Origin of the sequence: Streptomyces sp. NPDC050759, from assembly GCF_044456945.1 — a bacterium.
GTDB lineage: Bacteria > Actinomycetota > Actinomycetes > Streptomycetales > Streptomycetaceae > Streptomyces.
In genome coordinates this window covers 56,183-69,871 of sequence record NZ_JBITGI010000012.1, presented here as the reverse complement: position 1 = coordinate 69,871, position 13,689 = coordinate 56,183, and the positions used below count along the sequence as shown (strand labels likewise).

15 protein-coding genes are annotated in these 13,689 nt (G+C 72.1%); 10 read left to right on the top strand and 5 right to left on the bottom strand.

What is annotated here, in order from left to right:
• Positions 1-266 precede the first annotated feature (266 nt).
• Complete coding sequence (locus tag ACIBJB_RS30865) at positions 267-1,475, top strand: alpha/beta hydrolase (protein WP_398935292.1); 1,209 nt, start codon at positions 267-269, stop codon at positions 1,473-1,475.
• A gap of 157 nt (positions 1,476-1,632) precedes the next feature.
• Positions 1,633-3,030 (top strand): hypothetical protein, encoded by a 1,398-nt coding sequence (locus ACIBJB_RS30860; protein WP_398935290.1) that lies wholly within the window; start codon positions 1,633-1,635, stop codon positions 3,028-3,030.
• Position 3,031: 1 nt separating this feature from the next.
• Here the strand turns inward: ACIBJB_RS30860 and ACIBJB_RS30855 are convergent, their stop codons facing one another.
• The gene (locus ACIBJB_RS30855) at positions 3,032-3,445 is read right to left on the bottom strand and encodes a VOC family protein (RefSeq protein ID WP_398935288.1); all 414 of its coding nucleotides are present in this window, start codon (positions 3,443-3,445) and stop codon (positions 3,032-3,034) included.
• Positions 3,446-3,561: 116 nt separating this feature from the next.
• Positions 3,562-4,452, bottom strand: a complete 891-nt coding sequence (locus ACIBJB_RS30850) for a neutral zinc metallopeptidase (protein ID WP_398935286.1) — start codon at positions 4,450-4,452, stop codon at positions 3,562-3,564.
• Positions 4,453-4,650: 198 nt separating this feature from the next.
• On the opposite strand from ACIBJB_RS30850, the gene ACIBJB_RS30845 reads away from it, so the two are divergent.
• The 3 genes from ACIBJB_RS30845 to ACIBJB_RS30835 all read left to right on the top strand — a co-directional run bounded on the left by ACIBJB_RS30845 (position 4,651) and on the right by ACIBJB_RS30835 (position 7,776).
• On the top strand, positions 4,651-6,249 hold the full coding sequence (locus ACIBJB_RS30845) for an ABC-F family ATP-binding cassette domain-containing protein (protein ID WP_398935284.1): 1,599 nt from the start codon (positions 4,651-4,653) through the stop codon (positions 6,247-6,249).
• Positions 6,250-6,611: 362 nt separating this feature from the next.
• Positions 6,612-6,833: a helix-turn-helix domain-containing protein gene (locus tag ACIBJB_RS30840; protein ID WP_010355597.1), complete on the top strand. Its 222-nt coding sequence runs from the start codon at positions 6,612-6,614 to the stop codon at positions 6,831-6,833.
• Between the two features lie 130 nt (positions 6,834-6,963).
• Positions 6,964-7,776: an enoyl-CoA hydratase/isomerase family protein gene (locus ACIBJB_RS30835; protein ID WP_398935282.1), complete on the top strand. Its 813-nt coding sequence runs from the start codon at positions 6,964-6,966 to the stop codon at positions 7,774-7,776.
• A 99-nt stretch (positions 7,777-7,875) separates the two neighbouring features.
• Here the strand turns inward: ACIBJB_RS30835 and ACIBJB_RS30830 are convergent, their stop codons facing one another.
• Complete coding sequence (locus ACIBJB_RS30830) at positions 7,876-8,592, bottom strand: nucleopolyhedrovirus P10 family protein (protein WP_398935280.1); 717 nt, start codon at positions 8,590-8,592, stop codon at positions 7,876-7,878.
• Positions 8,593-8,678: 86 nt separating this feature from the next.
• Here ACIBJB_RS30830 and ACIBJB_RS30825 point away from each other — a divergent pair, with 86 nt between their 5' ends.
• Genes ACIBJB_RS30825 through amaP form a run of 5 tightly spaced genes read left to right on the top strand, consistent with a single transcriptional unit; the run spans position 8,679 to position 11,030 of the window.
• Positions 8,679-9,146, top strand: coding sequence for an Asp23/Gls24 family envelope stress response protein (locus ACIBJB_RS30825; protein ID WP_398935278.1), 468 nt, complete (start codon positions 8,679-8,681; stop codon positions 9,144-9,146).
• A 36-nt stretch (positions 9,147-9,182) separates the two neighbouring features.
• Complete coding sequence (locus ACIBJB_RS30820) at positions 9,183-9,377, top strand: hypothetical protein (protein ID WP_266566580.1); 195 nt, start codon at positions 9,183-9,185, stop codon at positions 9,375-9,377.
• Positions 9,374-9,772: an Asp23/Gls24 family envelope stress response protein gene (locus ACIBJB_RS30815; RefSeq protein WP_398935276.1), complete on the top strand. Its 399-nt coding sequence runs from the start codon at positions 9,374-9,376 to the stop codon at positions 9,770-9,772. The genes ACIBJB_RS30820 and ACIBJB_RS30815 overlap by 4 nt, the downstream gene beginning before the upstream one ends.
• Entirely contained in the window at positions 9,769-10,446 is a 678-nt protein-coding gene (locus tag ACIBJB_RS30810; protein ID WP_398935274.1) for a DUF6286 domain-containing protein, read from the top strand. Before ACIBJB_RS30815 ends, ACIBJB_RS30810 begins: the two co-directional genes overlap by 4 nt.
• A 5-nt stretch (positions 10,447-10,451) precedes the next feature.
• On the top strand, positions 10,452-11,030 hold the full coding sequence (amaP, locus tag ACIBJB_RS30805) for an alkaline shock response membrane anchor protein AmaP (RefSeq protein ID WP_398935272.1): 579 nt from the start codon (positions 10,452-10,454) through the stop codon (positions 11,028-11,030).
• A 76-nt stretch (positions 11,031-11,106) separates the two neighbouring features.
• On the opposite strand, the gene ACIBJB_RS30800 is transcribed toward amaP, so the two are convergent.
• Both ACIBJB_RS30800 and ACIBJB_RS30795 read right to left on the bottom strand, forming a co-directional pair.
• Positions 11,107-11,862, bottom strand: a complete 756-nt coding sequence (locus ACIBJB_RS30800; protein WP_398935270.1) for an SDR family oxidoreductase — start codon at positions 11,860-11,862, stop codon at positions 11,107-11,109.
• A gap of 5 nt (positions 11,863-11,867) precedes the next feature.
• The gene (locus ACIBJB_RS30795; RefSeq protein ID WP_398935268.1) at positions 11,868-13,679 is read right to left on the bottom strand and encodes a glycoside hydrolase family 15 protein; all 1,812 of its coding nucleotides are present in this window, start codon (positions 13,677-13,679) and stop codon (positions 11,868-11,870) included.
• Positions 13,680-13,689: the final 10 nt, after the last annotated feature.

Genomic DNA, 13,689 nt, shown 5'->3' with positions numbered 1-13,689 from the left:
CGGGCCCGGGGCCCCCCCCCCCCCCCACCCCACCCCGCCCCCCCCCCCCCCCCGCCCCCCCCCCCCCCCCCCCCGGACCCGACCCCCAACACACCCGCACGCGCTACACAAGCCCCCACCGAACAGAAACGGGCCGCCGCAGGCACAAAAGGGGCGCGGGGAACTGCGCAAAAACGCCCGCCCCCACCGAACCCGCACCCGAATAAGCCCCACCGCCGAAGGCCCCCCACTGGCCGTAGACCGAGTCCGACAGGACACTGAAAGACGTGCGTACTGTCAAAGCGACGGCCGCTGCCGTCACCGCAGCCCTCGCGGCCGGCACAGCCGGAATCATCGCCGGGAGGATCGCCAGCGACGCCGGCCTGAAGGCGTCCCCGGGCCGCCCGCTGCCCGGCGAACCCCGGCTCACCGTTCACTCCGTCGACGTCGACGGAGACGTCGACGCCGGCCGCATCACCCTCACCCGCGACCTCGCCACCCTCCGCCCCGGCACCTACGGCCTCGCAGGCGACGCCACCCACGCCGTCGTGGGCCCCGTCCTCGCCGCGGAACCGCACTCCGCCGACACCGTCGTCCGCCGCCTGGAACGCGTCACCCACGGCACCCCGGAACCCGGCGACAAGGTCTGGCTCACCCCGAACGCGTACGTCGGCAACCCGAAGTCGGTCCTCGGTCTCGACCACACCGACGTCGAGATACCGGGCGAACTCGGCACCCTGCCCGCCTGGTTCGTCCCCGGCATACGCGACACCTGGGTCATCGCGGTGCACGGCCTCGGCACGACCCGCGAACACGCCATGAACCTCATGGAGTTCCTGCACCGCCTCGGCTTCCCGGTCCTCGCCCCCGCCTACCGCGGCGACGTCGGCGCCCCCCGCCCGCCCGACGGCCTGAACCACTTCGGCGACACCGAGTGGCGCGACCTGGACGCGGCCATGGACTTCGCCGTCGGCCACGGCGCCCGCCAACTCGTCCTGCACGGCTGGTCCACCGGCGCCACGATGGCCCTGCGCGCCGCCGCCCACTCGGACCTGCGCGACCGCGTCAGGGGGCTGGTCCTGGACTCCCCGGTCCTCAGCTGGGAGCGGACCCTGCGCGCTCTCGCCGCGGCCCGCCACACCCCCGGCGTCCTCCTGCCGCTCGCGGTGCGCGCGGCACAGGGCCGCACCGGACTGCCCAGCGCCCACTCAGGCCTGTACGCGGACCGCACCGTCCCCTACGCCATCGTCCCCTACGCCGACCACGAGAACCGGTCCGCCGACACGGGCCCCGACCGGCCCCCGCCGCCGACCCTGATCTTCCACGGCCCGGACGACACGATCGCCCCCTGGGACCTCTCCCGCCGTCTCGCCGGCACCCACCCCGACCGGATCGCCCTCCACACGGTCCGCCAGGCCCCCCACGCGGCGATGTGGAACGCCGACCCGAGCGGCTACGAAGAGGCACTGCGCCGTTTCCTCACCCCCCTGATGTGACCTCCGCGCGCCCCGGTCCCACAGGTTCCGTTTAAGCCCGTACTACTGGCCTGATCTCGGCGTATGCCCCTCCGCGCGGCCCCGGCGTCGGCCCGCCCCGTCGAGCGCGGTGGCATTCCGTTTGGGTTTTCGGACCGTCAACCGGAAGACTGCACCCGTGACGTCCCGTATCCCGCGCGACTCCAGGCTCCGACTCGTCCGCCCGCGACCCCTGGCCGCCGCCCCCTCAGCCGTGAACCAACGGCGCCCACGCCGCCCCGCACCCCGCCCGCCGGAGGGCACACCGGCCCCCGCGGAACTGGCCAGAATGGCGCGCTCCGGCCTCGCCGACGCGGCCCGCGTCGCGCACTGGGCCGACCGTGCCCTGGGCCCCGGCAGGGACGGCACGGGCTCCGACGGCAAGGGCACCCTCTCCGACGAGACAGCAGGGCGCGCGGCCGAGGATCTCGGCCTGACCGCGGCTCAGGTCCGCGCCGCCTGGGACACCGCCCGCCTCGCCGGTCTGATCGAGGTGCACGGCGACAGCGCGCGCCCGGGCTGGCGGCTGCGCGCCTGGAACCGTGACGACAGCGCCGTACTGCGCGGCTGGGTCGCCCTCTTCGACGCCTGGTCCCTCGCCTCCCCGGAACCCACCGACCGCGAGCCCGCCGCCGTCGCCGAGGTCGTCTCGGCCATGCCCCAGGTGCTCTCCTTCCTCCAGTTGTCGGCCGGCCCCGTCCCGGTCGAGCAGCTCCTGGACCTCCTGGAGCAGCGCGTCACCGAACTGCGCACCGAGCGCTGCGAGATTCCCTACGGCCCCCAGCCGGAGCCCGTGGAGGAGCCCGAAACGGCCGACGCGCCTCTCGCCCCCCTCCTCGACTGGGCCCTGCGCGCCCTCGCCTCCGTCGGCGCCCTGACCTACGGCGACGGCCAGGCCACCCTCACCCCGCTCGGCAGTTGGGCGGTGTGGGTCAAGCTGGAGCAGATCTGCGTCGCCGCGCAGAGCCCGGCCGGCAACATCGAGGTCGCCGCCGAGGAGATGCTCCGCGGCTGCGCCCAGCTGCGCCCCAACGCGGCCCGCGCCGAGTACCGCGCCTGGCTCGCGGCCCGTCCCGTCGGCAGCGCCGTCACCGAACTCCTGGGCGCCGCCCGCGGCGACGACGCCCTGCTGCGCGGCCTCGCCTTCGAGGCCCTGCGCGTCGTCGGCGCCCCGGCCGAGCCCGACGTCCGCTCCGTGGCCGACGAGCCCACCCTGCGGCCGTACGCCCTGCTGTGGCTGGCCGAGCACGACGGGATCGACCCGGAGGACGCCCACGAGGTGCTCACCCGGGAAGAGGCCACCTGGCTGTGGGTCGACACCGCGGCCGCCGTCGCCGACCACGGTGAGGCCCCGATGCTGGTGCGGCACCTGGAGTCCGCCCTCCAGCCGACCGTCCCCCGACTGCTCGACGAGGTCCGGGCCGTCGGTCACCCGCGCACCGTGCAGGTCCTGGTCGCCCTCGCCGCCGCCCATCCCGACCCGGCCCTCGCCAAGGCCGTACGCCGCGCCGCCTTCCAGGTGCACACGGGAGGATGAGTCAGACGCGGATCTCCGGGGCGTACGTCCCGAAGCTCCACACATTGCCCTCGCCATCCCTGGCCATGTAGTCCCGGGAGCCGTACTCCTGGTCCGTCGGGGGCATCAGGATCTCCGCGCCGTGCTCCACGGCGCGGCGGTGGTGTGCGTCGACGTCGTCCACGACGACGTACACGCCGGTGGTGCCCGCGTCCTTCATCGCCGCGTCGAAGACACCGCCGCGGCCCTTCGAGCCGAGCATCACCGCGCCGTTGCCCTGCACCAGCTCGGCGTGCAGCACCGAGCCGTCCTCGCCCTCGTACACCGACAGCTCGGTGAACCCGAAGACCTCCGTCAGCTGCTTGATCGCCGCCTTCGCGTCGGCGTACAGCAGCGTCGGGTAGATGCTCGGACGCCCACCACTTGTGCCTGTCATGCCGATCACTCCCTTGTGATCAAAACGCCGGATCGGAACCGGGCGCATGCCGGGAACTGCCTCTGCCGACCAGTCTCCCAGCGACCACTGACAACGGCCCGACGCCCCACTGCCCCTCACCGGAAGGTGTCGCAGCGCCCCATGTCCCCGCTGCGGTATCCCTCCCGGAACCACTGCTGCCGCTGCGCGGCCGACCCGTGCGTCCACGACTCCGGTGCCACCCGACCCTGGAAGCGCTCCTGGATCCGGTCGTCGCCCACGGCCGCCGCCGCGTCCAGGCCGTCGGTGATGTCCGCGTCCGTGAGACGCGTGATGAGCGGCCGCCCCGTCGACTCGTCCTTCGTCGTGGTCGCGTGGCGTGCCCACACCCCGCCGTAGCAGTCGGCCTGGAGCTCCACCTTCACCGCGTTGCTGTCCGCGCCCGTGCGCCCGTCCTGCGACCGGCTCAGCGTGCCCATCAGGTCCTGCACGTGGTGCCCGTACTCGTGGGCCACCACGTACGCCTGCGCGAACGGCCCGCCACCGGCCCCGAACTTCGACCGCAACTCGTCGAAGAACCCGAGGTCGAGATAGACCTTCCGATCACCCGGGCAGTAGAACGGTCCGACCGCCGAACTCGCCGACCCGCACGCCGTGTCGACCCGCTCACCGAAGAAGACCGTGGGGGAGCGGCCGTAGTCGGCGCCGCGCCGCGTGAACTCCTGGTCCCAGTAGCCCTGCACGCTGTTGACCACCGCCACCGTCCGGCAGTCGTCGCGCGTGTTCGCGTCCTGCCCGGTCCGGCAGCTCTGCTCGACCTGCGCGAGGCCCGAGGCCGTGGCCGCGGGCCGTCCGCCGCTGTCGGTGAGCCCCAGCTGGTCGGGGCCGACGCCGAGGAAGAGTCCGAGGACGAGGGCGATCAGGCCCACGACACCGCCGCCGACGGTCGCCCTGCCGCCCGGGATGCGGCTGCCGCGGACGTCCTGCACCTCGGAGGTGTCCAACCTGGCGTCGTCGTCGAACTGCATGCGGACACCCCCGCTGCTCGGGACGGAGACAGGACCGACCGATTACCCGGAGCGAGACCAACCCAACACCCGAACCCAGAAAAAGTGCTTGCACGCCCCCGTTAGACTTGGCCCATGGCCATTCTCCTCGCGCATTAGACGGCGGGAACGTCCTCAGCCGCCCACCCGTCAATCCCGAATCCGCCCTGGAGTCTGTCCGTGATCTCCGCCTCCGGTATCGAGCTGCGCGCCGGCGCCCGAGTCCTCATCGAGTCCGCCACCTTCCGTGTCGCCAAGGGCGACCGCATCGGCCTGGTCGGCCGCAACGGCGCGGGGAAGACCACCCTCACCAAGTGCCTGGCCGGCGAGGGCATCCCCGCCGCGGGTCAGATCACCCGCTCCGGCGAGGTCGGCTACCTCCCCCAGGACCCCCGCACCGGCGACCTGGACGTGCTCGCCCGCGACCGCATCCTCTCCGCGCGCGGCCTCGACGTCCTGCTGAAGAAGATGCGCGACAACGAACAGCGCATCGCCAACGGCCAGGGCGCCACCCGTGAGAAGGCGCTCAGGCAGTACGAGCGCCAGGAGACGGAGTTCCTCACCAAGGGCGGGTACTCCGCCGAGGCCGAGGCCTCCACGATCGCCGCCGCGCTGAATCTCCCCGACCGGGTGCTGGGCCAGCCGCTGCACACGCTCTCCGGTGGTCAGCGCCGCCGTATCGAACTGGCCCGGATCCTCTTCTCCGACGCCGACACCCTGCTCCTCGACGAGCCGACCAACCACCTCGACGCCGACTCGATCATCTGGCTGCGTGACTACCTCAAGTCCTACCGCGGCGGCTTCATCGTGATCTCCCACGACGTCGACCTGGTCGAGACGGTCGTCAACAAGGTGTTCTACCTGGATGCCAACCGCGCCCAGATCGACGTCTACAACATGGGCTGGAAGCTCTACCAGCAGCAGCGCGAGGCCGACGAGAAGCGCCGCAAGCGCGAGCGGCAGAACGCCGAGAAGAAGGCCGCGGCCCTGCACTCGCAGGCCGACAAGATGCGCGCCAAGGCCACCAAGACGGTCGCCGCGCAGAACATGGCCAAGCGCGCCGACCGGCTGCTCGCCGGCCTCGACGCGGTGCGCCAGCAGGACAAGGTCGCCAAGCTGCGCTTCCCCGAGCCGGCGCCCTGCGGCAAGACCCCGCTGATGGCGGAGGGCCTGTCGAAGTCGTACGGCTCGCTGGAGATCTTCACCGACGTCGACCTGGCCATCGACAAGGGCTCACGCGTGGTCATCCTGGGCCTGAACGGCGCGGGCAAGACCACCCTGCTCCGTCTGTTGGCCGGGACCGAGCAGCCGGACACGGGCGCGGTCGTGCCCGGCCACGGCCTCAAGCTCGGCTACTACGCCCAGGAGCACGAGACCCTCGACCCCGAGCGCACGGTCCTGGAGAACATGCGCTCGGCGGCCCCCGACCTCGACCTCGTCGAGGTGCGCAAGACGCTCGGTTCGTTCCTCTTCTCCGGCGACGACGTCGACAAGCCGGCCGGCGTCCTCTCCGGCGGCGAGAAGACCCGCCTCGCGCTCGCCACCCTGGTCGTCTCCTCGGCGAACGTCCTCCTCCTCGACGAGCCCACGAACAACCTCGACCCGGCCAGCCGCGAGGAGATCCTCGGCGCGCTGCGCACCTACAAGGGCGCGGTCGTCCTGGTGACCCACGACGAGGGTGCCGTCGAGGCGCTCCAGCCGGAGCGGATCATCCTGCTGCCGGACGGCGTCGAGGACCTGTGGGGCGCCGACTACGCGGATCTCGTCGCCCTCGCCTGAGGAAGCGCCGCTTGATCGAAAGCGTGATCCACGGCGTGATCCACGGCGTATGGATCATTCGGCCCACCGGTGATCCATCATCTGTGTGAGATCTCCTCGTACCGAGGTGTGTCCTACATCGATTTCACGGCCGAGCCCTTTATCGACAAGGGCTCGGCCGTCGTACGTCGCTGACCTGGCATTTCACAAAAGAACTCGTTCGGCGGTACGAACGGCTCTGGGTGGATTTACAGATTCCGCTTGTGGGGGTGCGCTCCTGTCGTCAAAACCCTGTCTTACGGACCTTGCCGAATGGGTGGCCATCGCGCCCCGGAGGGGTGATCATGAGGGGACCAGAGCGCACTTCCCATGAGGAGGCACGGGTGGCCGAGACTCTGAAGAAGGGCAGCCGGGTAACCGGCGCCGCGCGCGACAAGCTCGCGGCAGACCTGAAGAAGAAGTACGACTCCGGTGCGAGCATTCGGGCACTGGCCGAGGAAACCGGCCGCTCGTATGGCTTCGTGCACCGGATGCTCAGCGAATCGGGCGTCACGCTTCGTGGGCGTGGCGGAGCGACGCGGGGCAAGAAGGCCGCAACGTCCTGAACCGGGCGGCCCATCGGCTTCGATGGTGGCCACCCGGTCGGTCGGCTGACTGACCGGGTGGTTACTGTGCAGTCACTTAGCTGTGCCGTCCTGCGGCACGGAGGATGACCGCACTCATCGGAGGCGCCCCATGGCGACGTCCGGCCAGGATGGCCAGGAACTCGTTCCCCTGCTCGACAAGGACGGCGTACGGCTCACCGTCGAGGACACCCTCGCCACGGTGACGCTGACCAACCCGGCCAAGCGCAACGCCCAGAGCCCCGCTCTGTGGCGGGCCCTCGCCGAGGCGGGCCGGCTGGTGCCGGGCTCCGTCCGGGTCGTGGTGCTGCGTGGCGAAGGCAAGTCCTTCTCCGCCGGGCTCGACCGGCAGATGTTCACGCCCGAGGGGATCGAGGGCGAGCAGTCGTTCATCGACCTCGCCCGCAGTGGTGACGCCGAACTCGACGCCGCCATCGCCCAGTTCCAGGAGGGCTTCACCTGGTGGCGGCGCAGCGACGTCGTGTCCATCGCCGCCGTCCAGGGGCATGCCATCGGGGCGGGCTTCCAGCTCGCCCTCGCCTGTGACCTGCGCGTCGTCGCCAACGACGTGCAGTTCGCCATGCGCGAGACCAGCCTGGGCCTGGTCCCCGACCTCACCGGCACCCACCCCTTGGTGGGCCTCGTCGGATACGCCCGGGCGCTGGAGATCTGCGCCACCGGGCGCTTCGTCACGGCCGAGGAGGCGGTGAACACCGGCCTCGCCAACCTCGCGGTACCGCTCGACCAGCTCGACGGCGCCGTGCAGGACCTGGCGGCCGCCCTCCTGTCCGCCCCCCGCGACGCGGTCATCGAGACCAAGGCGCTGCTGCGGGGCGCCCAAGATCGCACCTACGACGAGCAGCGCGCCGCCGAGCGCGCGGCCCAGACCCGCCGTCTGCGCGACCTCGCCGGAGTCGGCGACTAGGCATGTCGGCGGATCGGGCCGGCTGAAGGTAACAGTGCGGACCGGCCGAGCCGCGTGTGCCGGAGCCCCCGGCGCCGCCGTGATCCGCGGGGACTGGCCCTAGATCACCACGGCCGTCACCAGCACGGCCACCGTCGGACGGTCCGCCAGCGCCTCTCCCACGGCGGCGCGGACCTCCCGGGCCACGTCCAGGGCCCGGCGGTCCGCGCCCACCGCCAGTTCGACGCGGACATGGCGGCGCGGAAGCGAGCCGTCCCCGGTGTCCCGGTCCCCGATGTGCACCGGCCGCCCGAGCAGACCGGTCAGCCGGTCCACACCGGGCACCGACAGGGCGGCGCCGGCCACGAGGGCCTCGTCGCCCGGCCCCGCCGCCACGGCACGCGGCGGCTCGGGCTGTCGTACGGGAGACGGTTCCGCGTCCTCGTCCACGAGGGCCGTCACCCGTAGGTCCACCTCGCCGAGCTCCAGCCCCAGCAGCCGCGCCGCCGCCCCGGCGAGTGCCGTGCGCAGCCGCTCCGCCGTCACCGGCAGCGGCCGTGCGGGGGTGGCCTCGAACTCCGCCGTGACCCGCAGGGGACCGGGCGGCAGCGCGCTCGGAGGCGGCGGTACGGCGGGCTCGTGCGCGTCCTCCGGATCGGCGAGGCCGATGCGCACGGCGCCGAGCCGTACATCCGGCAGTTCTCGCACGGCGGCCCGCAGCACCCCCTGAGCCACCTCCTCGGAGATCCACGCTCCGTCGCGCGGTCCGCCCAGCGGCAGCAGCCGCCCCAGCCCCAGCTGATGCCGCACCGCCCGTGCCCACTGCTCCGCCGTCATTACTCCAGCCTGCCGCATCTCCGGCGCGCGATCGCGCAACCGCGCATACGGTGGTCGAAGGAGGACGACCGAAAGGGGTGACAGCGATGACCGACATGACGCAGAGCAACACCGAGGTGGAGTCGTCGGTGCAGCCGCGGAAGACCACCAGGCGTGGGGGCGGCGACGCGGCCACACGTGGGCGGACCACCATCGCCGACGGTGTCGTGGAGAAGATCGCCGGACTCGCGGCACGCGACGTCCTCGGCGTCCACGCCATGGGCAGCGGGCTGAGCCGCACCTTCGGTGCCGTACGGGACCGGGTGCCCGGCGGTTCGAAGTCCGCCACCCGCGGGGTCAAGGTGGAGGTCGGCGAGGTGCAGACCGCGCTCGACCTGGAGATCGTCGTCGACTACGGCGTCTCGATCTCCGACGTGGCCAGGGCCGTGCGCGAGAACGTCGTCGCCGCGGTGGAGCGGATGACAGGCCTGGAGGTCGTCGAGGTCAACATCGCGGTGAGCGACGTGAAGCTGCCCGACGAAGAGGAAGAGGAGCCGGAGACCCGGCTCCAGTAGCCGGACCACACCTTCAGGGACCTTAGGGAGCGCACGATGAGCATGGCCGTGGTCGGCATGATCGCCGGCATGGCGCTGGGCTTCGCAGGGTATTTCGGCGGATTCGGCGCCTTCCTGCTGGTGGCGGCGCTCGGCGCCATCGGCTTCGTCGTCGGCCGGTTCCTGGAGGGGGACCTGGAGATCGGCGACTTCTTCCGCACCCGTGACGACCGGCGTGACCGGCGGCGATGACGTCCGTGAGCACTGAGGCAGGCGCGGCGGACGAGCTCCGCAGACCCCTGACCGCGACCGCCGTTCCCCCCGGTGACCGAGGGGCGACGAGAATCGCCGACCGGGTCGTGGCGAAGGTCGCGGGACAGGCGGCCCGCGAGGCGCTCGGACGGCTCCCCGCCGAGGCCCAGCCCCCGTACGCCACCGTCGCCGTCCACCGCGAGGTCGCCCGGATCCGCATGCACCTCGAACTCGACTACCCCTGTGACATCGGCGCGCGTTGCCGGGAGGTGCGTCAGCACGTGGTCGAGCGGGTAGTCGCGTTGGTGGGCATGGAGGTGTCGGAGGTCGCCGTCCAGGTGGAGCGGCTGCATCCGGCACAGGCGCACGGCGTGGCACAGGGGAGGACGCGATGAGCGAGCCCCAGGGCTCCGAGGGCACGACACAACGACTGCCGGTCCTCGAGAAGGCACCGGACCAGCGTGACCAGTCCGCCTCGGCGGCCGCGTACGGACCACCACCCGTCCTGGAGAACGGGGCGGGCGGCGAACGCCGTTTCTGGTCGGCGCGCAGGGTCCCGGCGGGCATCGTGGCCCTGCTGCTCCTGCTCGTCGCGGGGTTCTTCCTGTACGACATCGCAGCCGTCCGGGCCGACCGGCCGGCCATGCACTGGCGCCGCGAGCTCGCCCGGCAGCTCGCCGAACGCCCCCTGGACGACATCTGGGTCCTGATCGGCGCGGGCGTCGCCGCGGCCCTGGGCCTGTGGCTGGTCGTCCTGGCCACCACACCAGGTCTGCGCAGTGTCCTCCCGATGAACCGCACCCACCCGGACGTCCGGGCGGGCCTGCACCGGGACGCGGCCGCCATGGTCCTGCGGGACCGGGCCATGGAGGTGGCCGGCGTCCAGTCCGCACGCGTACGGGTGAAGCGGACGAAGGCCGATGTCCGCGCGGTCTCCCACTTCCGCGAACTGGACGACGTACGCGCCGACTTGGACGTGACCCTCACCGAGGCGATCAGGGCACTGGGCCTGGCCCGGCCCCCCGCCCTGTCGGTGCACGTGGCGCGGACGACCAGGAAGAAGGGCTGAGGCCGATGCTCAGGACCGTCAACCGCGTACTGATCGGCCTGGTGGGGCTGGTCCTGCTCGTCGTCGGCGGCTCGGTACTCGCCGTGGGCCTCGGCCTCGACCCGCCGTCCTGGTGGATCCACGACGGCAAGAAGGACGTCCTGCTGAGCGACCCGGAGCGCACCCGCTGGGACGGCGAGGGCTGGTGGTGGCCGACGGTCATCGCCGCACTGGCACTCGTGGTGCTCCTGACCCTGTGGTGGCTGACCGCGGTACTGCGCAGGCGCCGGCTCACGGAGGTGCGCGTCAACACGGGCGACGGCGAGGGCGCGCTCCTGCGGGGCCGTGCCCTGGAGGGCGTACTCGAAGGCGAGGCAGCCGAGTTGGACGGCGTCCACCGGGCCCACGCCCACCTGACCGGCCGTCCGGACGCACCCCGGACCCGCGTACGACTCCTGCTGGAACCCCACGTGGACCCGGGAACGGCCTTGCATCACCTGACGACCGAGGCCCTGGACCACGCCCGCAATTCGGCAGGGCTCGAGACACTCCCGGCCGAGGTCCGCATGACCGGCGTCAAGCACAAAGCGGAAAGGGTCAGTTGAGAGCCTTTAGGGGCGCGGGACCGTATCGATGTGCGGCTCCGCCGCGTGGGCGCGCTCAACCCCCACCGGCCCGCAGCTAAAAGCCGTGCCGCATGCCCCCATCAACGGGCAGCATCACCCCGGTCAAATATGAAGCAGCCGGCGACAACAAGAACGCCGCAGCCCGCCCGAACTCCTCCGGCGTCCCATACCGCCGCAAGGGAATCCGGGACTCGTTCGCGGCCCGAGTGGCCTCCGGATCCGCCGACATGCCGTCCAGCTCGCGCACGCGATCCGTGTCGATACGGGACGGCAGGAGCCCGACGACCCGAATCCCCCGCGGCCCCAGCTCGTCCGAGAGCGACTTCGCGAACCCGGCGAGACCGGGCCGCAGCCCGTTCGAGATCGTCAGCCCCGGAATCGGCTCATGGACGGACCCGGAGAGCACGAACCCGATGACACCCCCGGCCTCCAGCTCCGCCGCAGCCGCCCGGGCCAGCCGAACCGCTCCCAGGAACACCGACTCGAACGCGGACTGCCACTGCTCGTCCGTGTTGTCGGCGACAAAGCCCGGCGCAGGTCCGCCCACGCTGATCAGCACGCCGTCGAAGCCGCCGAAGTGCTCCCGCGCGGTGGCGATCAGCCGCTCCGGCGCCGAGGGATCGGCGTTGTCGACGGCCACCCCCACCGCGTTCGGCCCCAACTCCGCCGCCGCGGCGAGCGCACGCTCTTCCTCCCGCCCGGTCACCACGACCTTCGCCCCGTCGGCGACCAGTTCACGCGCGGCCGCGTTGCCGAGCCCCCGGGTCGCTCCGGTGACGACGTACACACGGTCCTTCAGTCCAAGATCCATGGTTCCTATCCTGCCTCCTCGTTCCCGTAGAGAGTGAGGGCGGTGTTCACCAGTCCGATGTGGCTGAACGCCTGCGGGAAGTTGCCGAGCTGGGCGCCGGCCACGGGGTCGTACTCCTCGGACAGCAGCCCCACGTCGTTGGCCAGCCCCAGCAGCCGTTCGAAGAGCTCCCGCGCCTCCTGCCCACGGCCCGTCATGTGGAGCGCGTCGGCGAGCCAGAACGAGCAGACCAGGAAGGTGCCCTCGCCGCCCGGCAGCCCGTCCACCGTCGTCTCCTCGGCGCTGTACCGCCGTACGAATCCGCCGTGGTCGAGCTCCGTGCGGACCGCGTCGACGGTGCCGACGACCCGGGGGTCGTCGGGCGGCAGGAAGCCGACGCGCGGGATCAGCAGGAGGGACGCGTCGAGTGCGCGCGAGCCGTAGTACTGGGTGAAGGTGTTGCGTTCGGCGTCGTAGCCCTTCTCGCAGACCTCGCGGTGCACCTCGTCGCGCAGCGCGCGCCAGCCGTCCAGGTCGCCGCTCAGATCCGGGAAGGACTCCAGGGCGCGCACGGCGCGGTCGGCGGCCACCCACACCATGACCTTCGAGTGGACGAAGTCGCGGCGGCCGCCGCGCACCTCCCACAGTCCCTCGTCCGGCTGTCGCCAGGAGGACCGGAGGAAGTTCAGCAGGACGCTCTGCAGGGACCACATGTGCGGTTTGGCGGGCAGGCCGGCCCGCCGGGCCAGCGACAGCGAGTCCATGACCTCGCCGTACACGTCCAGCTGGAGCTGTTTCACGGCCGCGTTGCCGATGCGTACCGGCCTGGAGCCGCCGAAACCGGACAGCCACGGCAGCTCGAACTCCGGCAGCCGCCGTTCTCCCGCGAGGCCGTACATGATCTGGAGGTCCGCCGGGTCGCCGGCCACCGCGCGCAGCAGCCAGTCCCGCCAGGCCTCGGCCTCCTCCAGGTAACCGCACTGCACCAGGGCGCCCAGGGTGAGGGTGGAGTCGCGCAGCCAGCAGTAGCGGTAGTCCCAGTTGCGCACCCCGCCCATCTCCTCCGGCAGCGAGGTCGTGGCGGCGGCCACGATGCCGCCGGTCGGCCGGTAGGTGAGCGCCTTCAGAGTGATCAGGGAACGGACCACGGCGTCCCGGTGCGGACCGGAGTAGCGGCAGCGCGCCGCCCACGCCTGCCAGTCGGCCACGCTGCTCTCCAGCGCCTCGAAGGGGTCGGTCAGCGGGGGACGCGGCTCGTGCGAGGGGTGCCAGGTGAGGACGAAAGCGACCTTCTCGCCCTCCTCGACGGTGAACTCCGAGTGCGTTCCGAAGTGTTCGCCCCAGGTGCGTACCGGGGGCTCGCTGCGCAGCCACGTCGCGTCGGGTCCCGCGACGGCCACCCGATGACCGTCCGACCTGCGCATCCACGGCACGATCGAGCCGTACTCGAAGCGCAGCCGGAGGGTGCTGCGCACGGTGACCCGGCCGCGGAGCCCCTCCACGACGCGTACGAGGTCGGGGGCCAGGTCGCGCTGCGGCATCAGGTCGGTGACGCGCACCGCGCCCTCGTCGGTCTCCCACTCGGTGTCCAGGACCAGGGTGCCGGGGCGGTAGGCGCGCCTCGTGCACCGGTCGGCGTTCTTCGGAGCGATCCGCCAGTGCCCGTTCTCCTCGTCGCCGAGCAGCCTGGCGAAGCAGGCAGCGGAGTCGAAGCGGGGCAGGCACAGCCAGTCCACGGAGCCGTCCGTGCCGACCAGGGCGGCGGTCTGTTCGTCGCCGATGAGGGCGTAGTCCTCGATGCGGGGGATCCGGGTGGCCGGCGGGGTTCGGGGGTGCACGGAGTGCGGG